Origin of the sequence: Kumtagia ephedrae (assembly GCF_003012745.1) — a bacterium.
GTDB classification, from domain to species: Bacteria; Pseudomonadota; Alphaproteobacteria; order Rhizobiales; family Rhizobiaceae; genus Kumtagia; species Kumtagia ephedrae.
On the sequence record NZ_PXYK01000008.1, the window covers coordinates 39,938 to 64,025 of the forward strand.

Consider the following 24,088-nt stretch of genomic DNA (forward strand, 5'->3'; position numbering starts at 1 on the left):
TGGTCGCAGTGTTCGCAGCTAAGGCCCCTGGTCTAAATCCTTCGGCCGCAGGCAATGGGTGAGCCGCGCCGTGCCGAGGCGCAGGTCTGCCCAACCGGCATCGAAGACGAGACGGGCGAGGGCGGCCGTCGGAAATTTCTCATCGAGCTGCTTCAGGGCGAGGGCGTCCGACGCGGGGGCGGCGAGCTGCTTTGCCAGATCACCGAGCCCGGGATTGTGGCCGAGCACCAGCAGCGTGCGGATCGCTCCGGCCGTCTTTCGCAGTTCGTCCAGCACCTGCTCCGCCGATGCCTCGTAGAGTTCTTTGCAGAATTCGACCTGGGGCGTCTCCGGCAGTTCGGCCGCAACAAGGTTCCAGCTCTGCACGGTGCGTCGGGCAGGCGACACGAGCGCCGCGTCCGGCAGCCAGTCACGCCAGGTGAGTTCGCGCCCCATTCGAGGCGCCGCCTTCATGCCGCGCAGGGCGAGCGGCCGGTCGAAATCGTCGAGCGTGTCGTCGGCCCAGCTCGACTTCGCATGGCGAAGCAGCAGCAGCGTCTTCATGCAGCTATCCTTTGATGCAGCGCATTTCGCTGCGTCCAGAACGAGGCACCTCGGCCGATCAGGCTCCGGAACGCTGCCATGGACTGACACGTCCGACCTTCTTCCAGATCCGCCGCGTCAGGCCCAGGCTTACGAGCAAGTCCTCCATCCACCAGCCGATCTGTAGCTTCCGCCCGTGCACGAACGGCAGCAGGGCCGTGTCCAGGAAAGTCAGCGGATTGAACGGGTTCGGCCGCATCGAGGCATAGATCTCCACACGCGTCGACGGCCGCAGCGACAGACCGCGTGCATGCAGGCCGAAGGTGTCGGCCACCACCAGCGTGTTTCCGGGGACGGCGAAGGTATGCCTGCCCGGCAGTCGCAGGATCGGGAGCTGTTCGTCGGCGACGCGGAATGCGCCTCCCTTGGTGACCTTCCGAGACGCGAGCACGCTCCGGCGCTTGTGCCAGGCCTGACGCCGCTTCGTCGGCCGATGCGAGCCGGGCACGTAAGTGAACGGCCCCTGATCCGGTTCGACGCCATGGAGGAAGAACCAGGCCTTCATCGTCGGGTGGAATGTGTCCATGTGCAGCTTCGTCTGAGGGTCGGACCTGGACCCGCCCGACAGTGCGAAGATCGTCTGGATGCAGACGATCGGCTCGGCGTTGAAGCCGCCGATATAGCGGGTGAGACCGCGCCACTCGGCCGATTCGAGCAGCAGGCGCAGATGCGGCGCCCGCGCCAGGACTGCCGGCGTGACCGCGATGCGCCGGGTCACGGCGTTGCCCTCGATCATGTCGCGGGCGGGTGCCGTGAGCACGCGGATTTCCTCGACCAGCGCGGCATAGTCGGTTTCCTGGAGGAGGTTGCGCTTCTCGACGAAACCGTGTTCGGCAAAGAAGGCCCGATCCACCTCCGGCACGAGCCTTGCCAGCCGGCCACGCCGCATGTCGGCGATGCGATGCGCAAGGCGCATCCGCCAGACATGCAGCCCCCGCCGGTTGAGGCCGGCGTCTCCAATCAGCGGGTCGGCGAAGGACTTGTAGCCCGAGACCAGCCTCAGCGCCGACAGCGGAAAAAGCAGATAGCCGAGTGGCCCGCGGAGATTCATCAGGGATGCCTCATGACCTCGCGCCTGATGGGTCGCAATCCATGCTCACGGCGTGAACCGTGCCAGCGCCTCCAGGTCGATCTGGCCGGCCGACGCTACCAGGGAATCGAGCGCGGCCATCTCCGAGACAACCGGGGTGGAAGGATCGAACACGGTCGCGCCGCTCACCATCCGGGCCTTGCCCTCGGCGACCAGCTTCAATGCCCGCGGATAGAGGCGATGCTCGGCCTTCAGCACCCGAACAGCCAGCGTGTCGGCGTCGTCGTCCGGCAGCACCGGCACGGCCGCCTGCGCTATGATCGGCCCGCCATCCATCTCCGCCGTCACGAAATGCACGGTGCAGCCATGGATACGCACGCCCGCTGCCAGGGCCTTGCGATGCGTGTCGAGGCCCCTGAACAGCGGCAGCAGCGCCGGGTGGATGTTGATCATCCTGCCCTGCCATTCGGCGACGAAGGCGTCGGTCAGGAGCCGCATGTAGCCGGCCAGGCAGACGATCTCGGTACCGAAGGCATGCAGCGTCGCATCGATCGCCTGATCATGCGCTTCCTTGCCGGAATAGTCGGATCGGGGCACGACCCGGATCGGGATGCCGGCGGCCTCGGCAACGAGCAGGCCGGCAGCGTCCGCCTTGTCGGAAATGACGCCGACGATTTCGGCGGGGAAGTCGGCCTCCTTCGCGGCGGCGATCAGCGCCGCCATGTTCGAACCGCGTCCGGAGATCAGGATGGCGACGCGCTTACGGGTCATAGGTCGAGCGATCCCCGGTAGATGACGCCGGCGTCGCGCCGCGGCACGATGCGGCCGACCGGCGTCACCGTCTCGCCGGCTTCCTGGAGCACCGCCGCGACCTGTGCGGCCTGTCCGGCGGCCACGACGGCGATCATGCCGATGCCGCAATTGAAGGTGCGCATCATCTCCTCCGGCGCCACGCCGCCGGTCTTGGCCAGCCAGGAGAACACCGGCGGCACGTCGATCGCGGCGAGGTCGAGCTCGGCCGAAAAATCCTTCGGCAGCACGCGCGGGATGTTGTCGGGAAAGCCGCCACCGGTGATGTGCGCCAAGGCCTTGATGCCGTGCGTGCCCCGGACAGCCTTGAGGATCGGCTTCACATAGATGCGCGTTGGCTCCAGCAGCGCCTCGCCGAGGCTGGCTCCGTCGGCGAACGGCGCGGGATCGCCCCAGCCGAGGCCGGACATTTCGACGATGCGGCGGATCAGCGAAAAGCCGTTGGAATGGGCGCCGGAGGAGGCGAGGCCGAGCAACACGTCGCCCTCGACGATGTCGTCGGTGGGCAGCAGCTGGCCGCGCTCGGCGGCTCCGACGGCGAAGCCGGCGAGATCGTAGTCGCTGCCGTGATACATGCCGGGCATCTCGGCCGTCTCGCCGCCGATCAGCGCGCAGCCGGCCTGCCGGCAGCCGGCGGCGATGCCGGCGACGATCGCGGTCCCCTGGTCGGGATCGAGCTTGCCGGTGGCGAAATAGTCGAGGAAGAACAGCGGCTCGGCACCCTGGACGACGAGATCGTTGACGCACATGGCGACGAGGTCGATGCCGATCGTGTCGTGCCTGCCTGAATCGATGGCGATCTTCAGCTTGGTGCCGACACCGTCATTGGCGGCGACCAGCACGGGATCGGTGAAGCCGGCGGCCTTCAGATCGAAGAGGCCGCCGAAGCCGCCGATTTCGCCGTCGGCGCCGGGGCGCCGGGTCGACCGCACCAGCGGCTTGATCCGCTCCACCATGTCGTTGCCGGCGTCGATGTCGACGCCGGCCTGGGCATAGGTGAGCCCGTTTTTCTGCCCGCTCATCGCTTGCTTCCCGGCTGTTCGCAGACCCGGCTCTTCGCATGAACCGTATCGCCTCGCAAGGCGGCCAGTGCAAGCGCGGCTTCTGGCACTTGCGGGTTGCCGGCCTCTCGACCATGTATGCCAATGGAATGATTTGGGGAGAAACGGTTCGTGACCATCCCGAACCTGATCACCATCCTGCGTTTCCTGCTGGTGCCGGGCGTCGTATACGCCATGCTGTCGGGGCGCATGGACTGGGCCTTCGCGGGTTTTGTCATCGCCGGCGTCTCCGACGCCGTCGACGGCTTCATCGCGCGGCAGTTCAACCAGCGCAGCGAGTTCGGTGCCTATCTCGACCCGGTCGCCGACAAGCTGCTTCTGGTCAGCGTCTTCGTCGTGCTCGGGATGATGGGCGAGCTGCCGCTGTGGCTGGTGATCGCGGCCGTAACCCGCGACGCGCTGATCGTCACCGCGGTCATCCTGTCCTCCGTGATGGCGCGGCCGGTGGAGATGAAGCCGCTGCTGGTCTCCAAGGCCAACACGGCGCTGCAGATCGTGCTGGTGATCGTGGTCCTCGCCGAACTCGCCTTCCGGACCGATTTCGGCTGGCCGCTCGACGGCCTCGTCTATCTCTGCGGCCTCTTGACCGTCGCTTCCGCAGCGGCCTATCTCGTCGCGTGGCTGAGGCACATGAACGGCTATGGCGAAAGCACGACAACGCAGCGCTGAGGCTCCCGCCGGGGAAGCACCGTCGGGCACGCTCCAGCGCCAGATACGGTTCTGGATCATCGCCGCCGTAATCGTCGCGTTCTTCCTCTACATCTTCAGCGAGATCCTGCTGCCCTTCGTCGCCGGCATGGTGCTCGCCTATTTCCTCGATCCGGTCGCCGACAGGCTGCAGCGGCTCGGCCTGTCGCGCCTCATGGCGACCATCGTCATCCTGATCACCTTCGTCCTCGTGCTGGTGATCGCTCTGGTGATCCTGGTGCCGCTCCTCGCCTCGCAGCTCTCGGACTTCGCCGCCAAGGCGCCGGAATATCTGAGCCGCCTGCAGGCGCTCATCACCAGCTTCGACCCGCAGTGGCTGGAACGCCGCTTCGGCGTCAGCGCAAACGACCTGCGCGAGGGCCTGAATTCGCTGCTCGCTTCCGGCGCCGGCTTCGTGACCACCATCTTCACCTCGATCTGGAGCTCGGGCATGGCGCTGGTCAGCGTCGCCGGCCTGTTCGTGGTGACGCCGGTCGTGGCGTTCTACATGCTGCTCGACTGGGACCGCATGGTCGCCAAGGTGGACAGCTGGGTTCCGCGCGACCACGTCGGCACGGTCCGCCAGATCTTTGCCGATATCAACGCTGCGACGGCAGGCTTCGTGCGCGGGCAGGGCACGCTCTGCCTGGTGCTCGGCATCATGTATGCTGTCGGCCTTACCTTGACCGGACTGAATTTCGGCATCCTGATCGGCCTGTTCGCAGGACTGATCAGCTTCATTCCCTATGTCGGCTCGCTGGTCGGCCTGACGCTTTCGATCGGCGTTGCCTTCGTGCAGTTCTGGCCGGACTGGCTGATGATCCTGGCGGTGGCGGTGGTCTTCTTCATCGGCCAGTTCATCGAGGGCAACATCCTGCAGCCGCGGCTGGTCGGCAAGAGCGTCGGCCTGCATCCGGTATGGCTGATGTTCGCGCTGTTCGCCTTCGGCGCGCTGTTCGGCTTCGTCGGTCTGCTGATCGCCGTGCCGTCCGCGGCGGCGATCGCCGTGCTGGTGCGCTTCGCCATCTCGCGCTACCTCGATTCGCCGCTTTATGTCGGCCACTCGCAGGACGAGGCGCCGCCTGTGCGTGCCGGCAGGTCCGAACCCGTGGACTAGCGGCCATGGTTGCCTTCCTTCCCGCCGCCGCCCTTCGGGGCGCGTGAAAGACATGCCCATGCCCGACCGCCCGCGGCAATTGCCGCTCGACCTCGGCCACGTCGCCGGCCTCAGCCGCGACGACCTCGTCGTCTCCGCCGCCAACCGCGATGCCCTCGTACTGGTGGAGCGCTGGCCCGACTGGCCGTCCCCCGTGGTCGTGCTCGCCGGCCCGCCGGGGTCGGGCAAGTCGCACCTGGCCGCGATCTGGCGCGAGCGTGCCGCCGCCGCGCCGCTCAGCGCCGAAGCCGTCGCCGAGGCGGGCACACGCGAGGCGAGGCTGGAGTTCCTCGTGGAGGACGCCGACACGCCGCGCCTCGATCAGACCGGGCTGTTCCACCTGATCAACCGCGTGCGCGCCGGCGGCGGGCATCTGCTGCTCACCGCGCCGCGCTTCCCCTCGGCATGGAGCGTAACGCTCCCCGACCTCGCCTCGCGGCTCAAGGCGGCGACCGTGGTCGAAATCCAAGAGCCCGACGACCAGTTGCTCGCCGGCGTCATCACGAAACTCTTCGCCGACCGCCAGGTGGAGGTGGAGCCCAGCGTCGTGCAGTTCCTGGAACGGCGCATCGAGCGCTCGCTGTCGGCGGCCATCCGTATCGTCGGCCGGCTCGACGCCATCGCCCTGGAACGCAAGTCGCGCATCACCCGCGCGCTGGCGGCGGAAGCGCTGGCGGAGATGGAGCACGGCCGCGGGGAGCCGGGTATCTAACGCCGGCAGTCGGCTCCTCCGGACGGCGGTCCTGCCGATCGGCGCGGTCGCCGCCGGCCGAGCCTGCATTGCCGACAATCCCCGGCTAAGGCTTTGGTGGCAGCCGGGGGCGAACGGCGCTCCGTCCGCTTCTCCTCGCATGGAATAAGTCGTGTCGATGTTGTTCGCGTCGGCGCGATGTCCAGGAGCGATCCGCGTGGACAAAGCCGGCAGACCGGACCCGATCGCAACGCGGTCGCGGAGCCATTCTCGACCAGCCGCCCGTCCGGCGCCCGCCTTGGTCACCAGCCGTTACAAGTCCAACGGGTCGCCTGGCTGGGCGCCGTCGCGTGGGGGCCTCTGCTGCAATGGAATATAAATTCCATGTTGACTTGGCTAGGGAGTTATCGTTTCATTCTGTTGGTGAGGCAGGGACGGCTGAGCGAACCGGAGGCGATCATGGCGAATCCGCAGGACCAGGCCGCCCTGGACGTCATCACGATCGGCCGCGTCTCGGTCGATCTTTATGGCCAGCAGATCGGCTCGCGTCTCGAGGACATTGCTTCCTTCGCCAAGTCGGTCGGCGGCTGCCCGGCCAACATCGCAATCGGCACGGCGCGTCTCGGCCTGCGCTCGGCGCTGCTGTCGCGCGTGGGCGACGAGCAGATGGGCCGTTTCGTGCGCGAGCAGTTTTGCCGCGAGGGTGTTTCGGTGGATGGCCTCGTCTCCGACAGGGATCGCCTGACGGCTCTGGTTCTGCTGGCGGTGGAGGAGGAGGGCGTCTCGCCGATGATCTTCTACCGCTCCGACTGTGCCGACATGGCGCTCGACGAGCGAGACGTCGACGAGGCCTTCGTCGCCTCCGCCCGCGCGATCGTGGTCACGGGCACGCATTTCTCGCGGGAAAATACCGAGGCGGCCCAGCGCAAGGCGATCCGCATCGCCAAGGCGCATGGCCGCAAGGTGGTCTTCGACATCGACTACCGTCCGAACCTGTGGGGGCTCGCCGGCCATGCCGCCGGCTTCGAGCGCTATGTGAAATCCGACCGCGTCTCGGCGCGGCTGAAGACGGTGCTGCCGGACTGCGATCTGATCGTCGGCACCGAGGAGGAGATCATGATCGCCTCCGGCGCCGACGACGTTCTCTCCGCATTGCGGGCGATTCGCGCCGTTTCGCCGGCGACCGTGGTGCTGAAGCGCGGTGCGATGGGCTGCATCGTCTATGACGGCGAGATCAGCGACGACCTGGAGGGCGGCATCGTCGGAAAGGGCTTTCCGATCGAGGTGTTCAACGTGCTCGGCGCCGGCGACGCCTTCATGTCCGGCTTCCTGCGCGGCTGGTTGGGCGGCGAGAGCCTGGAGACCGCCGCGACCTGGGCCAATGCCTGCGGCGCCTTCGCGGTCTCGCGGCTGCTGTGCTCGCCCGAATATCCGACCTGGACCGAGCTGCGGCATTTCCTGGAGCATGGCAGTCCGCATCGGGCGCTGCGCAAGGACGAGACGATCAGCCACATCCACCGCGCCACCACCCGCCGCAAGCACATTCCATCACTGATGGCGCTGGCCGTCGACCATCGGGGCCAACTCGAAGCTGCCGCCGAGGCGGCGGGAGCCGCGCCAGAGAAGATCGGGCAATTCAAGGTGCTGGCTGTGAAGGCCGCCGCGCGAGTCGCGGCCGGACGGGAAGGCTACGGCATGCTGATCGACGAGAAGCATGGCCGCGACGCCATGTTCGAGTTCGCCCGCCATCCCTTCAGCTGGCTCGGTCGACCGGTGGAGCTGCCCGGCTCGCGGCCGCTGCGCTTCGAGTTCAGCCAGGATCTGGGCTCGCAGCTGGTCGAATGGCCGGTCGACCATTGCATCAAATGCCTGTGCTTCTATCATCTCGACGACCCGGCCGAACTGAAGGCCGAGCAGCAGGACAAGCTGCGGGCGCTCTCGGACGCCGCCCGCAGGGTTGGCCGCGAACTGCTGGTCGAGATCATCGCCGGAAAGCACGGGCCGCTTGCCGGCGATACGGTCCCGCGCGCGCTGGAGGAACTTTATGGGCTCGGCATCAGGCCCGACTGGTGGAAGCTGGAGCCGCAGGTCTCCGCTGCCGCGTGGCGGGGGATCGGCGCGACGATCGAGCGCAACGATCCCTATTGCCGCGGTGTCGTACTGCTCGGACTGGAGGCGCCGGAGGAAGACCTCATGCAGGCGTTCGACGCCGTTGCCGATGTCCCGGTGGTGAAGGGCTTTGCCGTCGGCCGCACGATCTTCGCCGCTTCCGCCGAGCGCTGGCTGGCCGGAAGGATCAGCGACGAGGAAGCGATCGACGAGATGGCCGGGCGTTTCGGGCGGCTGACCGAGGCTTGGCTTTCGCAGCGCGAGCCGAAGGCGGCGTAGCAGACCGACTTTGTGGTGGCGGGGCCGCCTAGCCTATCTTCGTCGCTCGCTTCGAGACGGCACGGGAGGAAAAGACATGAGCAAAACCATCCGCCTCACCATGGCACAGGCCCTGACGCGCTACCTTGCCGCCCAGATGACCGAAATCGACGGCAGCAAGGTGCCGCTGTTCGGCGGGGTATGGGCGATCTTCGGTCATGGCAATGTCGCCGGCATGGGCGAGGCGCTCTATCAGCAGCGCGACAGCCTCCCCACCTTCCGCGCCCACAACGAGCAGGCCATGGCGCATGCGGCGATCGCCTTCGCCAAGGCGCATTTCCGCCGCCGCATGATGGCCGCGACCACCTCGATCGGCCCGGGCGCGACCAATCTGGTGACGGCCTGTGCGCTGGCCCACGTCAACCGCCTGCCGCTGCTGCTGTTGCCCGGCGACGTCTTCGCCAACCGCAGGCCCGATCCGGTTCTGCAGCAGGTAGAGGATTTCGGCGACGGCACCGTCTCGGCCAACGACTGCCTGCGGCCGGTGTCGCGCTATTTCGACCGCATCACCCGGCCCGAGCAGATCATCACGGCGCTCGGCCGCACGATGCAGGTGCTGACCGATCCGGCGGAGTGCGGGCCGGTGACGCTGGCGCTCTGCCAGGACGTGCAGGCGGAGGCTTATGACTATCCGGAAAGCTTCTTCGCCGAGCGCCTGTGGCTGCCGCGTCGTCCGCGGCCCGACCGGCGCGAGCTGGAGGCAGCCGTCGCGGCGCTGAAGCGGGCGCAAAAGCCGCTGATCATCGCCGGCGGTGGCGTGCTCTATTCCGGCGCATCGCAAAAGCTCGCCGCCTTCGCCGAAAAATTCGGCATTCCGGTCGGCGAGACGCAGGGCGGAAAATCGTCGCTGCCCGACAGCCATCCGCTCAATATGGCGGCCCTCGGCGTCACGGGTACCACGGCGGCCAACCGTCTGGCCGCCGAAGCCGATCTGGTGCTGGCCGTCGGCACCCGCCTCCAGGACTTCACCACCGGCTCCTGGGCGCTGTTCAAGCGCGACAGCAAGGCGATCGTCGGCCTCAACGTGCAGCCTTTCGATGCCGGCAAGCACCGGGCGCTGCCGCTGGTGGCCGATGCCGCCGAAGGCCTGGACGCGCTGGCCGATGCCTTGGAGGGCTGGAAGGCGCCTGGCGGCTGGGTCGAGACGGCGAAGCAGGGGAAGGCGGACTGGCGTTCCGTGGTCGAGCGCGTCACCGCCTCGACCAACGTTCCGCTGCCGTCGGACGCGCAGGTGATCGGCGCGGTGCAGCGCGCGCTCGGCGAGGAGGTCGTCCTGCTGCACGCGGCCGGCGGCCTGCCCGGCGAGTTGCACAAGCTCTGGCGCGCCGGCTCCCCCGGCTCCTATCACGCCGAATACGGCTATTCGACCATGGGCTACGAGATTGCCGGCGGGCTCGGCGTCAAGATGGCGAAGCCGGCGCAGGAGGTGGTCGTCATGGTCGGCGATGGCTCCTACCTGATGCTGAATTCCGAGGTCGCTACTTCGGTCATGCTTGGATTGAAGCTGATCGTCGTGCTGCTCGACAATCGCGGCTTCGGCTGCATCAACCGGCTGCAGATGGCGACCGGCGGCGCCAGCTTCAACAACCTGCTGGGCGACACCCGCCACGAGATCTTGCCCGACATCGACTTCGCCGCCCACGCCGCGAGCCTGGGTGCGATCTCGGAGAAGGTGGCCTCGATCGCCGGCCTGGAGGCGGCCTTGGCCAAGGCGCGGGGCAACGACCGCACCACCGTCGTGGTGATCGACACCGACCCGCTGGTATCGACCGACGAAGGCGGCGCCTGGTGGGATGTCGCGGTGCCGGAAGTGAGCGCGCGCGAGCAGGTGGTCGCGCGCAGGCGCGACTATGAGCAGGCACTGGAGCGCCAGGCGATTGGGGATTGAGGCCGGCCGTTCCGCCTTCGGGATTAAGCTATCCGCGGATCGAAGCGATGCGCTAGAAGGGACGGCGCGACCTTCTCGATCCGATGGCAGGCCTTGATGACCAAAGACACCGACCACCCGTTCCTCCGCCCCCTCTGGCGCCGCGTCGCGCTGGTGGTCTTCTGCGCCGCCTGGGCGGTCTGGGAGTTCTCCAACGGCGAGACCTTCTGGGGCACGCTGGCCGCCGGCATGGCGGTCTACGGCGCCTGGATTTTTGTCATTTCCTACAAGGCGCCCGTGGACGGGCCGACGGAAGAAAGGAAGGAGTGATGTCGAAACTCCTGGTCAGGCCGAAGGGCGGCAACGGGCTGCTCGCCAAAGTCACGCCGGAAAGCGCCGGCTGGCGCTATGTCGGCTTCGAGCTGCACCGGCTCCGGCCGGGAGACACGGTTTCCGCCGAAACGGGAGGGCAGGAGGCGTGCCTGGTGTTCGTCAGCGGCCGCGGCCGGGCGACTGCGCAAGGCCGGGATTTCGGCCTGCTCGGCGAGCGCATGTCGCCCTTCGACGGCAAGCCGTGGTCGCTCTACGTGCCGCAGGACTGCGACTGGTCGGTCACGGCCGAGACGGATCTCGAGCTTGCCGTCTGCCTGGCGCCAAGCCTGGGCGGCGGCCTTCCGGCCCGTGTCGTCGGCCCCGACGATGTCAGCCAGGAGGTGCGCGGCAAGGGCACCAACACGCGCTATGTCACCAACATCCTGCCGGAGGGCGAGCCGGCCGATTCGCTGCTGGTGGTCGAGGTGATCACCCCGGGCGGCCACACCTCCAGCTATCCCCCGCACAAGCACGACCGGGACGACCTCCCGACCGAATCCTACCTGGAGGAGACCTATTACCATCGCATCAACCCGCCGCAGGGTTTTGCCTTCCAGCGCGTCTATACCGATGCCGACGCGGACGGCAGGCGCTCGCTTGACGAAACGATGACGGTGGAGGACGGGGACATCGTCATCGTGCCCGAGGGCTATCACCCCTGCGCGGCCTGCCACGGCTACGACCTGTATTATCTCAACGTCATGGCCGGCCCGACGCGCACGTGGAAGTTCCACAACGCACCCGAGCACGCCTGGATGCTCAAGGCGTAAGGCCGCCGGCCGGCAAAGCTCAACTCGTGCGGGCTGAGCGGGATGCGGCGCGCGGGGCCGTTCGACGCTTGGCTGCCGGCTTGCGACCATTGCTGCCGGCCCGGGCCGGCCGGCGCGGGGCCTCGGGCACCGGCTCGAAGTCGGACGGGACGGCGTTCAAAAATTCCTTGCCTATCCGGTAAGCCGCATAGAAAGCGGCGCCGGCGATAACGAGGCGGATCACCATCGCTTCCTCCTAGCGGTCCACGAACTTGTTGAAGCGGCTCGGCTTGCCGTCGCCGGTCTTGTCTTGGTGCAGGAAAGCCAGCCGGTTCTTGTCGAAGATGTCGAAGAACTCGTCCCATCCGATATGGTCGAAATTCTCCTCCTTCTCACCGAAATCGATCCGCAGCACGCCGCCGCTGCCGCCCGTGCGGACCACGGCGGGTTTGCCGTCGCGCTCCTCGGTCCATTTCCTGATTTCGGCGTGGTCAGTGGTGGTGGTCGCTTCGCTCATCGGAACCTCCATGTCGTGCCCGACTAACGGGTGTCCGCGCTACGGGTTCCGGGAACCGCCGCCGCCCTGCGTCATTGATTCCGCAGCCGAAGGGAGACCGACATGGCTGACATCCTCGATTTCAGCGCCGACCGGGTGTTCGTGAGGCCAGCCGAACGCGGCTGGATGGTGCGCATCGTGGAGGGCGGCCGGAGGATGGACTATGCCTTCGAGCGCAAGGCGTGGGCGGAGATTTTCGCGCGCTACGAGCGGCAAAGGATGTTCGGGAGATGAGCGTGCCGGAGCGACGCTATAACCCATTGAAAAAGAGAACGAATTTGGCGATCCCGACAGGATTCGAACCTGTGACCATCGGCTTAGAAGGCCGGTGCTCTATCCAGCTGAGCTACGGGACCGTCGCGCCTGGGCGCAGCCGCACGGGTACTGCGAAACTGTCCCGTCAATGCGTCCAGGGTATCTTGCGGTCATAGCGGAAATTCTCCGCATAGGAAATCTGCCGCCGCTTGGCTTCCTTGGGCTCCTGCACGCGATAGGCGAGGCCATGCTTCTCGGCGTAAGCCACCGCTTCCTCGCGCGTGTTGAAGGTCAGCCGGATCTGGCTCTTCATGTCGGAGGAGGTGGTGTAGCCCATCAGCGGGTCGATCTTGCGCGGCGTTTCCGGATCGAATTCGAGTACCCAGTAGCCGGTCTTGGCCGTGCCGGACTGCATGGCGGTCTTGGCGGGGCTGAAAATGCGCGCTGACATCGGTTCCCTCATGCATGCTGCCGCTGGTCGGAGTGGCAGGATTCGAACCTGCGACCCCCTGATCCCAAATCAGGTGCGCTACCAGGCTGCGCTACACTCCGATGGTCGGAACCCCTAGTGAAGCGGACGGCTTCGCGCAAGCGGAAAACCGTCGCAGCGATCTCGTGACTGTCGCAGGCGGCCGGGGCGTCCGCTAGATGATGACGAAGTCGGCCACCGCGACTGTCGGCGCTCCGGTGAGTGTCGCGATCACGATCGCCGCTCCCGCGCCGCTGCCGTCGGCGTCGTAGCGCAGGATCCCGGTATCGGTCTCGTAGAGGAAGCGATGGTCGACGGTCGTCGCCGTGCCGGTCGTGTCGGCGAGGAACCGGTTCGCGGCCAGTGCGCCAGCGGGCAACCCTCCGAAGACGGAGCCGGTGAAGCGGAAGTAATCGTCGTTGCCGGCCGCGCTCGGCGAAAAGTCCCTGATCGTGTCGCCGCCATGAGCCGTCGAGGTGTAGTCGAAGCCGTCATTGCCGCCCCCGCCGGTCAGCGCGTCGGCACCGGTGCCGCCAAGCAGCGTGTCGTTGCCCTCCATGCCTTGCAGCGTGTCGTTGCCGCTGCCGCCGAGGAGCCGGTTGACGGCGGCGTCGCCGCGCAGCACGTCGCCGAACTTCGTGCCGGTGACACGCTCGATCGACACGATGGTGTCGAGCGCCGCCTCGCCTTCGGCGGCAAAGGAGGCGTCGAGGGCAAGCTTGATGCGCACCGTCGCCACGTTGGCGTAGGTGATGGCGTCGAAATCGTCGCCGCCGTCGAGCGTGTCCGCCCCATCGCCGCCTTCCAGCGTATCGTTGCCTTCCCCGCCGTCGAGGCTGTCGTCGCCGGTGCCGCCGATCAGCGTATCCGTGCCGTCGAGCCCCGAGAGCGCGAAAGCTGCGTCGAGCACCGTCATCACGTCTGCGTGGGCGGAGCCGATCACGGCTTCCACGTTCACGGCGCCGTCGCCTGCCGCGCCGTCGGCGCCCTGCAGGACGGAACCAACCTGCGTGATCGTCACGCCCGTTGCGCTTCCGCTGTAGTCTACGGTGTCGTAGCCTTCGCCGCCGTCGAGAATATCGGCGAAACCGGCGGCCACGAGCGTGTCGTCGCCGCCGCGACCGAACGCCTGGCTGACCGATCCCCAAATCTCGAGCCGGTTGTTGTTGGCGTCGCCGAAGAGATCGGCGCGGTTGGTGCCCAGGTAGCTTACGTTCTCGATCGAATCGAGCGTGTCGCCAGCCGCGGCCTGTCGGTTGAGCGCTGCATCCTCGAGATCGACCAGCAGATCCGTCGTACCGAGTGCGTCGGAATAGAGGACCGTGTCGATGCCTTCATCGCCATGGAAGGCGTTGATGCTGTTGTTGGCTTTGAAGACGTCGTTGCCCGCCTTGCCGTGCGCTTCCGCCCAGTTGTAGAGCGTGTCGTCGCCGCTCCCGGCGATGATGATCTCGACGCTGGTGAGCACGTCGTAGCCGATGTCGTCGCCGTCGGCGATCGTGATGCCGGTCGTGTAGGTGGAAACGACGTCCGCGACCGAGAAGCTGTAATCCACGGTGTCGTTGTCGGCGCCGCCATAGGCGGTGTCGTTGCCTGTGCCCGGCAGCAGGATGTCGTCATTGTCGTCGCCATATAGCGTGTCGGCGCCGTCGCGGCCGGCAAGCGTGTCGTTCCCGTCTTCTCCCTCCAGAATGTTGGTATTGGCGTCGCCCTGGATGATGTCGCCATCATATGTGCCGATGACGTTCTCGATCGCGGAGAGCTGATTGACGTAGACCCCCTGGGTCTGGTCGACCGCGCGCTCCAGATCGACATCCACGCCGGATACCGGAAACTGATAGCTCGCGGTGTCGATGCCGCTGCCGCCGTTGAGCGTATCGCGACCGCTGTCGCCCTGCAGGAAATCGTTGCCGTTGCCGCCATTGAGCACGTCGTCGCCGAGTCCCCCGTAAAGCGTGTCGTCCTCGCCGTCGCCGTACAGCGTGTCCATCTCGGTACCGCCGTAAAGTGTATCCTTGTCCTTCCCGCCACGCAGGGTATCGACGCCCTCGCCCCCGTCCAGCGAATCGTCGCCGTTTTCGCCGTGCAGCACGTCGTTGCCGCCGAGGCCGGTCAAGACGTCCTTGCCGTCGCGCCCATACATCGTGTCGCCCTTGCCGGTACCCTCGATGGTGTTGGCGCTCGAATTGCCGGTCGCCTTCATGGCGGCGGTCCCGGTGTAGTCGAGGATCTCGATGTTGACTGGCATGGTGAAGACGGCCAGCGCGGTCTGCACCGTGTCGGTGCCGTCGCTGAGAATCTCGTTGACGAGGTCGCCGCTTTCGACGCCGACATAAATGTCGTCGCCGTCGCCGCCCGCAAGGATATCGGCCTGGCCGCCGCCGATTAGTGTGTCGTCGCCGTCGCCGCCGGCAAGGCTGTCCGAATCTGCGCCGCCGTCCAGTCTGTCATCGCCGTTGCCGCCGCTCAGCACGTCGTTGCCACCATTGGCTTCGATGAGAAAGTTCTCCCAGCCGTGCTGATAAAACGGGCTGTCCAGCGAATTGACCTCGATGGTGTCGGCAAAAGCGCCACCCTCGACATGGACGGTCACGTCGCTGCCGCCGTAATATTTGCTGCTTTCGATGGTCACATCGTTGATCGCGCTGACCAGGAGCATCGATTCGATGCCGGTCATTGCGAGCGTGAACGTTCCGGCCGACAGCATGACGAGCGTGTCGTAATCCGCACCGCCGTCGATCCTATCGCCGTCGATCTCAGCGACGGTACCGGAAAAATCGTCGTCGTCATCCCCGCCGAGCGCCTCTTCGATGCCGGAACCAAGGTAAAACCGGTCGTCTCCTTCGCCGCCGGTGTACTTGCTGCCGCTGCCGCCGCCGGTAATCGTGTCGTTGCCGTCCTCGCCCTCGATCCAGATCGGCAGAGGGGAGGTTACATCGGAGGCGTCGATGGTGTCCCATCCGCCGCCGCCACGCGTGATCAGGCGATAGACCGCCGTGCCGGGTGTCGAGGTCACCATGCTGTCGGGGATCTCGACGATATCGCCGAGGTCGTCGAAATAGAGGAATTCGACGCTGCTCACATTGGCCAGGGCGTTCCAGCTGCCCCAGGCAAGCAGCTGGCCGCCTGAGAAGTGGATCTCGTCGGCAGCAGTTCCTCCGATAATGACATCGTTCGACGAGAGTTTGCCGGTCTCGAAATAGTAGTAGTTGACCTCGTTCGGCCCGATGAATTTGTCGTCCGAGCTGGTTCCGTAGAATTTCGCCATGATCGCCTCGCAGTGGTCGAATGCGAAAACAATGCGGCATGCAGTTCGAAAATCTGTTTGTGGCTAACCTGCCCTTGCCTTGTTTCTGGACTGTGTCGCCGGAAACGCGGAAAGTCCGCGTTGGGCATTCATGCTGGAACGGAAATGCACGGGAACCCGGCCGGGTGCTGTTCAGTCGTTGCAACGATGACGGACTTCACCGCCGCGCACGATGGACCACGGCCTGATCCGGGGCCGGGCCTGTTTGTACGCGTTTCCGAAGGTCAGAAAGCCAGCCTGGCAATCAAATGACGCTCTGGCGCCGCTTCTATGCCACGGCCGCTGCGGCCAGCGCGCACTCCAGATCGGCCTTGAGGTCGTCGACGTCCTCCAGGCCGATCTGCAGGCGCAGCACCGGCCCGTCATACTGGCCGGTGGCCATGGTGCGGTCGGTGAGCCGCACCGGCACGGCGAGGCTTTCGAAGCCGCCCCAGGAATAGCCCAGGCCGAAGATTTTGAGCGCGTCGAGGAAGGCGTGGGCCTGGCGAACGCCGCCGCCGACGAGCACGATCGAGAAGATGCCGCTCGATCCGGAAAAATCGCGCTTCCAGATCGCATGGCCGGGATGGCTGGGCAGGGCAGGGTGCAGCACGCGGGCGACGCCGGGCTGCTCCTCCAACCAGCGGGCGAGCGTCAGCGCGCTCTCCTGATGGCGCTGCAGCCGCACGCCCATGGTGCGAAGCCCGCGCAGCGTCTGGTAGACGTCGTCCGGGCCGGAGCAGCAGCCGAGTGTGTTGAACGTCTCGCACAGCGTTTCCCAATGCGCCTGATTAGCCGAGACCGTGCCGATCAGGACGTCGGAATGGCCGGCCGGGTATTTGGTGGCCGCATGGATCGAGATGTCGACGCCGTGGTCGAGCGGCCGGAAATAGAGCGGCGTCGCCCAGGTGTTGTCCATCATGACCACGGCGCCACTCGCCTTGGCGGCCTGGGCGATCGCCGGGATGTCCTGCATCTCGAAGGTGTTGGAGCCGGGGGACTCGGTGAAGACAACCTTCGTGTTGGGCTTCATCAGCCGGCCGATGCCGGCCCCCACAAGCGGATCGTAGTACTCGACCTCGACACCGAGCCGCTCGAGCATGGTGTCGGCGAAGTTTCGGGTCGGGTGGTAGACGGAATCCGTGATCAGGAGATGGTCGCCCGACGAGAGGAAGGCGAGCAGCGGCACGGTCACCGCGGCGAGGCCGGACGGCACGACGATGGTGCCGGCCGAGCCCTCCAGTGCGTCGATGGCCGAAGTCAGCGCATCGGTGGTCGGCGTGCCGCGCGTGCCATATGTGTATTTCTGGTTGCGTTCGGCCATGGTGGCGGCATCGGGAAAGAGCACGGTCGAGGCATGCACCACCGGCGGATTGACGAAACCGAAGAAGTCGCGCGGATCGTTGCCGGCATGCGCCAGCTTCGTGTTGATGCCTTGGGGAGTGTCGTCGCGGCCTGCCATTTTCCGTCCTTGTCGTCCGATCGCGCGACCAGCCTTACGGCTGCCGCCCTCCGGGCGCAACCGTGATCGCCCGCCAGTCCGGGGCCAAGCGATTGCGCCGAGGCGCGCCGCTCCCGCCTCGCGGGAATATGTGGTTCGGGAAAGCGTCCTCGGCGCCAAGGCATGCCACGCGGCGGCCGCTCCGCGACAAGTGATTTCCTGACCTTGCGGCATCCGGTCATTCCGCTTGACCTCGCCGAAATTATCGCCTTCGATGCGCAAACGGGGTCAAAGATGCGGCGTTCCGGAGATGGGCCGGAGCGAAAAACGCCACCTCGCAGGGGAAATCGGGATGGAATCCCGCCAAAGCAGAAAAGGGTTCGAAAACATGAAAAACACTGTGAAGGTCATTCTCGGCGCGGCCGCGCTCGGAATGGCGGCCTCTGCCGCGTCCGCCGCCACGCTGGACGACGTGAAGGCGAAGGGCTTCGTGCAGTGCGGCGTGAACACGGCGCTCGCCGGCTTCTCGGCGCCCAACGACAAGGGCGAATGGACCGGCTTCGACGTTGATTTCTGCCGGGCCGTGGCCGCTGCCATCTTCGGTGATCCGACCAAGGTGAAGTTCACGCCGACGAATGCCAAGGAGCGCTTCACCGCGCTGCAGTCGGGCGAGATCGATCTGCTGGCGCGCAACACCACCTGGACGCTGAGCCGCGACACCTCGCTGGGCTTCAACTTCGCCGGCGTGAACTATTATGACGGCCAAGGCTTCATGATCAACGGCAAGAAGCTGCCGGGCGTCAACTCGGCGTTGCAGCTTTCCGGCGCCTCCGTCTGCGTGCAGAGCGGCACCACCACCGAGCTCAACCTCGCCGACTATTTCAAGGCCAACAACCTCGAATACAATCCGGTCGTGTTCGAGAAGCTGGAGGAGGTCAACGCCGCCTACGACTCCGGCCGCTGCGACGCCTACACCACCGACCAGTCCGGCCTCTATTCGATCCGCCTGACGCTGGCCGCTCCCGACGATCACGTCGTGCTGCCGGAGATCATCTCCAAGGAGCCGCTCGGCCCGGCCGTGCGCCAGGGCGACGACCAGTGGTTCGACATCGTCAAATGGACCCTGAATGCGATGGTGCTGGCCGAGGAGCTCGGCATCACCCAGGCCAATGTCGAGGAAATGAAGGCTTCGCCGAACCCCGACATCAAGCGCGTGCTCGGTCAGGAAGCCGACAGCAAGCTCGGCGCCGGTCTCGGCCTGTCCGAGGACTGGGTCGTCAACATCGTCAAGGGTGTGGGCAATTACGGCGAGGTCTTCGAGCGCAACATCGGCCAGGGCAGCCCGCTGAAGATCGCGCGCGGTCTCAATGCCCTCTGGACGAAGGGCGGCATCCAGTACGCAATACCGATCCGCTGAGGCCAGGCGATCCGGGAGGCGGTCCGCGCCTCCCGGTCTCCATCGAAGGGAGACCATCATGGCCTCGCAAGATGCATTCGGAAGGACGGCCGCGCCGCGGTCGTCGGTCCTCAACGACCCGCGCGTGCGCGGCGTCCTCTACCAGATCGTCCTGTTCGTTCTGCTCGTGCTGTTCATCTACTGGATCGTCGGCAACACGGTCGACAATCTGCGACGCCTCAATATTTCGTCGGGCTTCGCCTTTCTGAACCAGCGGGCCGGCTTCGACATCAGCCAGAGCCTGATCGCCTATACGTCCGATTCCCGCTATTCCCGCGCGCTTCTGGTCGGCCTGCTCAACACGCTGCTGGTCGCGGCCGCGGGCATCGTCACCGCGACGATCATCGGCTTCGTGGTCGGCATCGCGCGGCTCTCCAACAACTGGCTGATCCGCAAGATCGCGCTGGTCTATGTCGAGGTGTTCCGTAACATCCCGCCGCTGCTGGTCATCTTCTTCTGGTATTTCGGCGTCATCTCGGTGTTGCCGGCGGCGCGCGACAGCATCGCGCTGCCCTTCGGCGCCTATCTCAACCAGCGCGGTTTTTATCTGCCCAAGGCGATCTGGGGCGACGGTGCCTGGCTGATCCCGCTGGGGCTGGCGCTCGCCATCGTCATGGCGGTGTTCGTCGCCCGCCGCGCCCGCCAGCGCCAGGAGGCGACCGGCCAGCAGTTCCCGGTCATGTGGACGAATCTCGGCTTGATCGTCGGCCTGCCGCTGCTTGCCTATTTCGCCGCCGGCATGCCGCTCAGCTTCGACTATCCGCAGAAGCAGACTTTCAACCTCACCGGCGGCTTCGCGGTGACGCCGGAGTTCCTGTCGCTCTATCTCGCTTTGTCCTTCTACACCGCCTCCTTCATCGCCGAGATCGTCCGGGCCGGCATTCTGGGCGTCAGCAAGGGGCAGAGCGAGGCGTCCTTCGCGCTCGGCCTGCGCTCCGGCCAGGCGCTACGGCTGGTGGTGGTGCCGCAGGCCATGCGCATCGTCATCCCGCCGCTCACCAGCCAGTATCTCAACCTGACAAAAAACTCGTCGCTGGCCATCGCCATCGGCTATCCCGACCTGACGGCCGTCGGCGGCACCATCCTCAACCAGAGCGGCCAGGCCATCGAGATCGTCGCGGTGTGGATGGTGATTTATCTCGGCATCAGCCTGGCGACCTCCGCCTTCATGAACTGGTTCAACGCCAAGATGGCGCTGGTGGAGAGATAGGATGCAGGAACACGATCTCTCCTGGGTGCGTACCGAGATGGCGCTGGCGGAGAAGGCGCCGGCGCGCGAGCGCGGCGTCGTCGCCTGGCTGCGCAAGAACCTGATGGCGACGCCAGTCGACGGCATACTGACGTTGATCGGCCTTGTCGTCGTCGCGCTGATCGTGCCGCCGATCCTCAACTGGGTGCTGTTCAGCGCGCAGTGGACAGGCGCAGACCGGGCGGTCTGCGCCACGGTCGCGCAGGGCGGCAGCCAGCCTGAGGGCTGGTCGGGCGCCTGCTGGGCCTTCATCAACGCAAAATTCGCGCAGTTCATGTTCGGCCGCTACACCGACAGCGAGCGCTGGCGCGTCATCCTGGTGGCGGTCATGTTCGTGGCGCTGCTGGTGCCGCTGATGATCCCGCGCGTGCCCCGCAAAGGCCTGAACGCCATCCTGCTTTTCCTCGTCTTCCCCGTGATCGCCTTCTTCCTGCTGGTCGGCGGCGCCTTCGGCCTGCCTTATGTCGAGACGCAGCTGTGGGGCGGCCTGCTGGTGACGCTGGTGCTGTCGACGGTGGGCATCGCCGTGTCGCTGCCGCTCGGTATCCTGCTGGCGCTCGGGCGCCGCTCGCGCCTGCCGGTGGTCAAGGCGGTCTGCGTCATCTTCATCGAGACGGTGCGCGGCGTGCCGCTGGTGACGGTGCTGTTCATGGCCAGCGTCATGCTGCCGCTGTTCCTGCCGGCGGGCATGACCTTCGACAAGTTCCTGCGGGCGCTGATCGGCGTCGCGCTGTTCGCCTCCGCCTACATGGCCGAGGTGATCCGCGGCGGCCTGCAGGCCATCCCGAAGGGGCAGTACGAAGGGGCGGACTCGCTCGGCCTGACCTATTGGCAGAAGACCGGCCTGATCGTCCTGCCGCAGGCGCTCAAGCTGGTCATCCCCGGCATAGTCAACACCTTCATCGGCATGTTCAAGGACACCAGCCTGGTCTACATCATCGGCATGTTCGACCTGCTCGGCATCGTCCGGCAGAACTTCGCCGACGCCACCTGGGCGTCCGCCCAGACGCCGATGAGCGGGCTGGTCTTCGCCGGCTTCGTATTCTGGATATTCTGCTTCGGCATGTCGCGCTATTCCATCTACATGGAGCGGCGTCTCGACACCGGCCACAAGCGATAACAAGGGACGACTATCAATGGCGATCGAAAACGCTGTCAGCGCCGAAGAGATCAAGGTCGACGTCAAGAAGATGCACGTCTCCGACACGGACGTGGCGATCGAGATCGCCGGCATGCACAAATGGTACGGCGACTTCCACGTGCTGAAGGACATCAACCTCAAGGTGATGCGCGGCGAGCGCATCGTCATCTGCGGCCCGTCCGGCTCGGGCAAGTCGACGATGATCCGCTGCATCAACCGGCTGGAGGAGCACCAGAAGGGCAAGATCGTCGTCGACGGCAAGGAACTCACCAACGATCTCAAGAAGATCGACGAGGTCCGCCGCGAGGTCGGCATGGTGTTCCAGCACTTCAACCTGTTCCCGCATCTCACCATCCTCGAGAACTGCACGCTGGCGCCGATCTGGGTGCGCAAGGTGCCGAAGAAGCAGGCGGAGGAAGCCGCCATGCACTTCCTGCGGCGGGTGAAGATCCCCGAGCAGGCCAACAAATATCCTGGCCAGCTCTCCGGCGGCCAGCAGCAGCGCGTGGCGATCGCCCGCTCGCTGTGCATGAACCCGCGCATCATGCTGTTCGACGAGCCGACCTCGGCCCTTGACCCCGAGATGATCAAGGAAGTGCTGGAGACCATGGTCGGCCTGGCGGAAGAAGGCATGACCATGCTGTGCGTCACCCACGAGATGGGTTTTGCCAGGAAGGTTGCGAACCGCGTGATCTTCATGGACCAGGGCCAGATCGTCGAGCAGAACACGCCGGCCGAGTTCTTCGACCATCCGCAGCACGAGCGGACGAAACTCTTCCTCAGCCAAATCCTGCACTAAGCGGCCAACGACGGAATTGCCTTGAGCCCGGCGCAATCGCCGGGTTTTTCCGGCGCGGGCCTGCGAATCGCGCGGATACGGGCGGGGAGATGGGAATGAGGCGGCTTTTCCGCATGATGGCGTGGGCCGTCGGCCTGTTCGCGGCGGTGGTCGCGCTGGGCGCGCTGGTGCCGCGGCCGCTGCTCGGGGTGGCGGCCGACGAAGGGCCGAAGACGCGCCGGATTCTTGTGCTGTCCAACCCGATCCACACCGACATCGCCGTGCCGGTGGACGACGAGGTGCTGGAGACCTTCGGCTTCCTGCTGCGCGACGGCATGCCGCTCGACGCGCCGGAGGTCAAGTATCTCGTGTTCGGCCGCGGCAGCCGTGAATTCTACATCGCCACGCCGACCTGGGACCAGTTGCGGTCGCTGCCCCTGCTGCGCGGCCTGACGCTCGACCGCGCGGCCATGCACATCGACATCGCCGGCGCCATCGCCGAACCGCATACCGATGTCGCCGGCTTCGAGGTCGGCGAGCGGCAGTTCACCGCGATGCTGGCCTTCATCCGCGACAGCTTTTTCGACGACGCCGAAGGGCCGCTGATCATTCCAGGCGTCGGCTACGGCCGCTTCGACAAGTTCTACGAGGCCGACGGCACTTTCACCGCGCTGCTCGGCTGCAACACCTAGACGGCCCGCGCCTTGCGCGAGGCCGGCATCACCACCGGCCTGTGGAATCCGCTGCCGGCGACGCTGCGCTGGTCGCTCGACCTGTACAATTGAGGCCGGTGCTCAGCCGGGCTTGTTCTCCGGCCCGTAGAGCCAATCCAGATCGGCCATCAGCTTTTCGGGCGCCCGCAGGGCGAGCGCGAGATCGCGCGCCAGCGCGACCGGCCCGGCCGCATGCCAGACGAAGCGGTTGAAGGCGCCGCGCCGGGCGACGCGGCTGATGCGCGGGCGGCGTGACGCCTCCCAGTCCGCCAGCGCCTCGGCAAGCCTGTCCGGCCGCGCCGCGACGAAGGCGGCAAGCGTGTCCGCATCCTCGATCGCCATAGCCGCCCCCTGCGCGGCGAACGGCGTCATCGCATGCGCCGCGTCGCCGATCAGCGTGAGGCCGCCGGGATCGGTCCAGCGATGGTTGTCGTCGGCGGTATGGATCGGCCACGCCGTCCATGCCGCGTCGTCGTCGGCGAGCGCGGCGAGGGGGCGTGCCGTATGCTCCATCGCCCGGCGCAGCGGCTCCGGGTCGGTTTTGGCGGACCAGTCCTCGGCCAGGCTCCTGCCCGGCGTGAAGGCCACGAGGTTGACTTCGGCGCTGGCCCGCACCGGATAGGCGACGAGGTGAAAGCCCGGATGCAGGAAGGCGTTGACCGCGCTGCCGAGCGACAGGCCGGCGGCCAGCGGATGGTTGGCGGAGAGCGTACGGCGCCAGGCGACATGGCCTGCAAAGCGGCTCATGCCACCCGCCGGGTGCATCTTTTGGCGCAGCCCGGACCACACGCCGTCGGCGCCGACGACCAGCCGGCCCACGACGGTCTGCAAGGGACCGCCGTGCACGGCGTCGCCGGTTTGAACGGACGTCGCCGCGCCATCAGCGCCGGCCGTCATGCCGAGCACAGTGGCGCCGGTCTCGATCCTGATCGTGCCGTGGCGCGCGATCGCCGCCAGCAGTACCGCCTGTAGATCGGCGCGGTGGACGACCAGATAAGGCGCCCCCCAGCGCGCTTCCGCCTGCTCGCCGAGCGGGACGCGGGCGAGTTCCCGCAGATCCCTGGCACGGCGCAGCACGATGGCGGGCGGACGGACGGCGACGGCTTCGATGTCGCCAAGCACGCCCAACCGGCCGAGGATGCGCGTCGCGTTGGGGGAGAGTTGCAGCCCGGCGCCGATGTCGCGCAGTTCCGGCGAGCGCTCGAACACCCGGACGGGAAAGCCGCGTGTGGAAAAGGCGAGCGCCGCGGTAAGCCCGGCGATGCCGGCGCCGGCGACGATGATGTCGGACGGGTGGTCGACGGGCACCGCG

The 24,088-nt window shown here is 66.5% G+C and carries 23 protein-coding genes and 2 tRNA genes; 13 read left to right on the forward strand and 12 right to left on the reverse strand.

Going from position 1 to position 24,088, the window contains the following annotated elements:
• Positions 1–18: 18 nt before the first annotated feature.
• The 4 genes from C7I84_RS10115 to purM are packed head-to-tail and all read right to left on the reverse strand — an operon-like array spanning position 19 to position 3,444.
• Positions 19–543: a SixA phosphatase family protein gene (locus C7I84_RS10115; protein WP_106772058.1), complete on the reverse strand. Its 525-nt coding sequence runs from the start codon at positions 541–543 to the stop codon at positions 19–21.
• A 58-nt stretch (positions 544–601) separates the two neighbouring features.
• Positions 602–1,633, reverse strand: coding sequence for a phytanoyl-CoA dioxygenase family protein (locus tag C7I84_RS10120; protein WP_207770989.1), 1,032 nt, complete (start codon positions 1,631–1,633; stop codon positions 602–604).
• 45 nt (positions 1,634–1,678) lie between these two features.
• Positions 1,679–2,383, reverse strand: coding sequence for a phosphoribosylglycinamide formyltransferase (purN, locus tag C7I84_RS10125; RefSeq protein WP_106772059.1), 705 nt, complete (start codon positions 2,381–2,383; stop codon positions 1,679–1,681).
• Positions 2,380–3,444 carry a phosphoribosylformylglycinamidine cyclo-ligase gene (purM, locus tag C7I84_RS10130; protein WP_106772060.1) on the reverse strand — a complete coding sequence of 355 codons (1,065 nt, stop codon included), beginning with the start codon at positions 3,442–3,444 and terminating at the stop codon, positions 2,380–2,382. The genes purN and purM overlap by 4 nt, the downstream gene beginning before the upstream one ends.
• A 150-nt stretch (positions 3,445–3,594) precedes the next feature.
• Between purM and C7I84_RS10135 the strand changes: the two genes are divergently transcribed.
• From C7I84_RS10135 to iolB, 7 genes are all read left to right on the forward strand, one after another.
• On the forward strand, positions 3,595–4,152 hold the full coding sequence (locus tag C7I84_RS10135; RefSeq protein WP_106772061.1) for a CDP-alcohol phosphatidyltransferase family protein: 558 nt from the start codon (positions 3,595–3,597) through the stop codon (positions 4,150–4,152).
• Complete coding sequence (locus C7I84_RS10140; protein ID WP_106772062.1) at positions 4,124–5,287, forward strand: AI-2E family transporter; 1,164 nt, start codon at positions 4,124–4,126, stop codon at positions 5,285–5,287. The genes C7I84_RS10135 and C7I84_RS10140 overlap by 29 nt, the downstream gene beginning before the upstream one ends.
• 52 nt (positions 5,288–5,339) lie before the next feature.
• On the forward strand, positions 5,340–6,038 hold the full coding sequence (gene hdaA, locus C7I84_RS10145) for a DnaA regulatory inactivator HdaA (protein WP_106772063.1): 699 nt from the start codon (positions 5,340–5,342) through the stop codon (positions 6,036–6,038).
• Between the two features lie 438 nt (positions 6,039–6,476).
• Positions 6,477–8,405 carry a bifunctional 5-dehydro-2-deoxygluconokinase/5-dehydro-2-deoxyphosphogluconate aldolase gene (locus tag C7I84_RS10150; protein WP_106772064.1) on the forward strand — a complete coding sequence of 643 codons (1,929 nt, stop codon included), beginning with the start codon at positions 6,477–6,479 and terminating at the stop codon, positions 8,403–8,405.
• 76 nt (positions 8,406–8,481) lie between these two features.
• Entirely contained in the window at positions 8,482–10,332 is a 1,851-nt protein-coding gene (gene iolD, locus C7I84_RS10155; RefSeq protein ID WP_106772065.1) for a 3D-(3,5/4)-trihydroxycyclohexane-1,2-dione acylhydrolase (decyclizing), read from the forward strand.
• A gap of 96 nt (positions 10,333–10,428) precedes the next feature.
• On the forward strand, positions 10,429–10,641 hold the full coding sequence (locus C7I84_RS10160; RefSeq protein ID WP_106772066.1) for a hypothetical protein: 213 nt from the start codon (positions 10,429–10,431) through the stop codon (positions 10,639–10,641).
• Positions 10,641–11,453, forward strand: coding sequence for a 5-deoxy-glucuronate isomerase (gene iolB / locus C7I84_RS10165; RefSeq protein WP_106772067.1), 813 nt, complete (start codon positions 10,641–10,643; stop codon positions 11,451–11,453). Before C7I84_RS10160 ends, iolB begins: the two co-directional genes overlap by 1 nt.
• Before the next feature lie 19 nt (positions 11,454–11,472).
• Here iolB and C7I84_RS10170 read toward each other — a convergent pair whose 3' ends face one another.
• Both C7I84_RS10170 and C7I84_RS10175 read right to left on the reverse strand, forming a co-directional pair.
• The gene (locus tag C7I84_RS10170) at positions 11,473–11,679 is read right to left on the reverse strand and encodes a hypothetical protein (RefSeq protein WP_106772068.1); all 207 of its coding nucleotides are present in this window, start codon (positions 11,677–11,679) and stop codon (positions 11,473–11,475) included.
• 9 nt (positions 11,680–11,688) lie between these two features.
• A complete protein-coding gene (locus tag C7I84_RS10175; RefSeq protein ID WP_106772069.1) occupies positions 11,689–11,949 on the reverse strand; it encodes a hypothetical protein in 261 nt (86 codons plus the stop codon).
• Positions 11,950–12,051: 102 nt separating this feature from the next.
• Here C7I84_RS10175 and C7I84_RS30000 point away from each other — a divergent pair, with 102 nt between their 5' ends.
• On the forward strand, positions 12,052–12,222 hold the full coding sequence (locus tag C7I84_RS30000) for a hypothetical protein (protein WP_165816040.1): 171 nt from the start codon (positions 12,052–12,054) through the stop codon (positions 12,220–12,222).
• Between the two features lie 45 nt (positions 12,223–12,267).
• Here the strand turns inward: C7I84_RS30000 and C7I84_RS10180 are convergent.
• The 5 genes from C7I84_RS10180 to C7I84_RS10200 all read right to left on the reverse strand — a co-directional run bounded on the left by C7I84_RS10180 (position 12,268) and on the right by C7I84_RS10200 (position 17,460).
• Positions 12,268–12,344: transfer RNA gene (locus C7I84_RS10180), tRNA-Arg, on the reverse strand.
• A 44-nt stretch (positions 12,345–12,388) separates the two neighbouring features.
• Positions 12,389–12,694: an ETC complex I subunit gene (locus C7I84_RS10185; protein ID WP_106772070.1), complete on the reverse strand. Its 306-nt coding sequence runs from the start codon at positions 12,692–12,694 to the stop codon at positions 12,389–12,391.
• Between the two features lie 24 nt (positions 12,695–12,718).
• Positions 12,719–12,795 (reverse strand) — tRNA-Pro (locus tag C7I84_RS10190).
• A 92-nt stretch (positions 12,796–12,887) separates the two neighbouring features.
• Complete coding sequence (locus C7I84_RS10195; protein WP_106772071.1) at positions 12,888–15,980, reverse strand: calcium-binding protein; 3,093 nt, start codon at positions 15,978–15,980, stop codon at positions 12,888–12,890.
• A 307-nt stretch (positions 15,981–16,287) separates the two neighbouring features.
• Positions 16,288–17,460, reverse strand: coding sequence for a cystathionine beta-lyase (locus C7I84_RS10200; RefSeq protein ID WP_106772072.1), 1,173 nt, complete (start codon positions 17,458–17,460; stop codon positions 16,288–16,290).
• Between the two features lie 367 nt (positions 17,461–17,827).
• On the opposite strand from C7I84_RS10200, the gene C7I84_RS10205 reads away from it, so the two are divergent.
• The 5 genes from C7I84_RS10205 (at position 17,828) to C7I84_RS10225 (ending at position 22,755) form a co-directional block, all read left to right on the forward strand.
• Positions 17,828–18,856, forward strand: a complete 1,029-nt coding sequence (locus C7I84_RS10205) for an amino acid ABC transporter substrate-binding protein (RefSeq protein ID WP_106772177.1) — start codon at positions 17,828–17,830, stop codon at positions 18,854–18,856.
• Positions 18,857–18,914: 58 nt separating this feature from the next.
• On the forward strand, positions 18,915–20,105 hold the full coding sequence (locus C7I84_RS10210; RefSeq protein WP_106772073.1) for an amino acid ABC transporter permease: 1,191 nt from the start codon (positions 18,915–18,917) through the stop codon (positions 20,103–20,105).
• A 1-nt stretch (position 20,106) separates the two neighbouring features.
• Positions 20,107–21,264, forward strand: coding sequence for an amino acid ABC transporter permease (locus tag C7I84_RS10215; protein WP_106772074.1), 1,158 nt, complete (start codon positions 20,107–20,109; stop codon positions 21,262–21,264).
• A 16-nt stretch (positions 21,265–21,280) separates the two neighbouring features.
• On the forward strand, positions 21,281–22,084 hold the full coding sequence (locus C7I84_RS10220) for an amino acid ABC transporter ATP-binding protein (RefSeq protein ID WP_106772075.1): 804 nt from the start codon (positions 21,281–21,283) through the stop codon (positions 22,082–22,084).
• A 95-nt stretch (positions 22,085–22,179) separates the two neighbouring features.
• Positions 22,180–22,755: a TIGR02117 family protein gene (locus tag C7I84_RS10225; protein ID WP_342587160.1), complete on the forward strand. Its 576-nt coding sequence runs from the start codon at positions 22,180–22,182 to the stop codon at positions 22,753–22,755.
• Positions 22,756–22,857: 102 nt separating this feature from the next.
• Here C7I84_RS10225 and C7I84_RS10230 read toward each other — a convergent pair whose 3' ends face one another.
• Positions 22,858–24,084: an FAD-dependent monooxygenase gene (locus C7I84_RS10230; protein WP_106772076.1), complete on the reverse strand. Its 1,227-nt coding sequence runs from the start codon at positions 24,082–24,084 to the stop codon at positions 22,858–22,860.
• Between the last annotated feature and the right edge of the window lie 4 nt (positions 24,085–24,088).

Bases quoted from the DNA above. Each gene is read 5' to 3' on its own strand.
- C7I84_RS10115 (WP_106772058.1), bottom strand. From the start codon at position 543: ATGAAGACGCTGCTGCTGCTTCGCCATGCGAAGTCGAGCTGGGCCGAC.
- C7I84_RS10120 (WP_207770989.1), bottom strand. From the start codon at position 1,633: ATGAATCTCCGCGGGCCACTCGGCTATCTGCTTTTTCCGCTGTCGGCG.
- purN (WP_106772059.1), bottom strand. From the start codon at position 2,383: ATGACCCGTAAGCGCGTCGCCATCCTGATCTCCGGACGCGGTTCGAAC.
- purM (WP_106772060.1), bottom strand. From the start codon at position 3,444: ATGAGCGGGCAGAAAAACGGGCTCACCTATGCCCAGGCCGGCGTCGAC.
- C7I84_RS10140 (WP_106772062.1), top strand. From the start codon at position 4,124: ATGGCGAAAGCACGACAACGCAGCGCTGAGGCTCCCGCCGGGGAAGCA.
- hdaA (WP_106772063.1), top strand. From the start codon at position 5,340: ATGCCCATGCCCGACCGCCCGCGGCAATTGCCGCTCGACCTCGGCCAC.
- C7I84_RS10150 (WP_106772064.1), top strand. From the start codon at position 6,477: ATGGCGAATCCGCAGGACCAGGCCGCCCTGGACGTCATCACGATCGGC.
- iolD (WP_106772065.1), top strand. From the start codon at position 8,482: ATGAGCAAAACCATCCGCCTCACCATGGCACAGGCCCTGACGCGCTAC.
- C7I84_RS10160 (WP_106772066.1), top strand. From the start codon at position 10,429: ATGACCAAAGACACCGACCACCCGTTCCTCCGCCCCCTCTGGCGCCGC.
- iolB (WP_106772067.1), top strand. From the start codon at position 10,641: ATGTCGAAACTCCTGGTCAGGCCGAAGGGCGGCAACGGGCTGCTCGCC.
- C7I84_RS10170 (WP_106772068.1), bottom strand. From the start codon at position 11,679: ATGGTGATCCGCCTCGTTATCGCCGGCGCCGCTTTCTATGCGGCTTAC.
- C7I84_RS10175 (WP_106772069.1), bottom strand. From the start codon at position 11,949: ATGAGCGAAGCGACCACCACCACTGACCACGCCGAAATCAGGAAATGG.
- C7I84_RS30000 (WP_165816040.1), top strand. From the start codon at position 12,052: ATGGCTGACATCCTCGATTTCAGCGCCGACCGGGTGTTCGTGAGGCCA.
- C7I84_RS10185 (WP_106772070.1), bottom strand. From the start codon at position 12,694: ATGTCAGCGCGCATTTTCAGCCCCGCCAAGACCGCCATGCAGTCCGGC.
- C7I84_RS10195 (WP_106772071.1), bottom strand. From the start codon at position 15,980: ATGGCGAAATTCTACGGAACCAGCTCGGACGACAAATTCATCGGGCCG.
- C7I84_RS10200 (WP_106772072.1), bottom strand. From the start codon at position 17,460: ATGGCAGGCCGCGACGACACTCCCCAAGGCATCAACACGAAGCTGGCG.
- C7I84_RS10205 (WP_106772177.1), top strand. From the start codon at position 17,828: ATGAAAAACACTGTGAAGGTCATTCTCGGCGCGGCCGCGCTCGGAATG.
- C7I84_RS10210 (WP_106772073.1), top strand. From the start codon at position 18,915: ATGGCCTCGCAAGATGCATTCGGAAGGACGGCCGCGCCGCGGTCGTCG.
- C7I84_RS10215 (WP_106772074.1), top strand. From the start codon at position 20,107: ATGCAGGAACACGATCTCTCCTGGGTGCGTACCGAGATGGCGCTGGCG.
- C7I84_RS10220 (WP_106772075.1), top strand. From the start codon at position 21,281: ATGGCGATCGAAAACGCTGTCAGCGCCGAAGAGATCAAGGTCGACGTC.
- C7I84_RS10225 (WP_342587160.1), top strand. From the start codon at position 22,180: ATGAGGCGGCTTTTCCGCATGATGGCGTGGGCCGTCGGCCTGTTCGCG.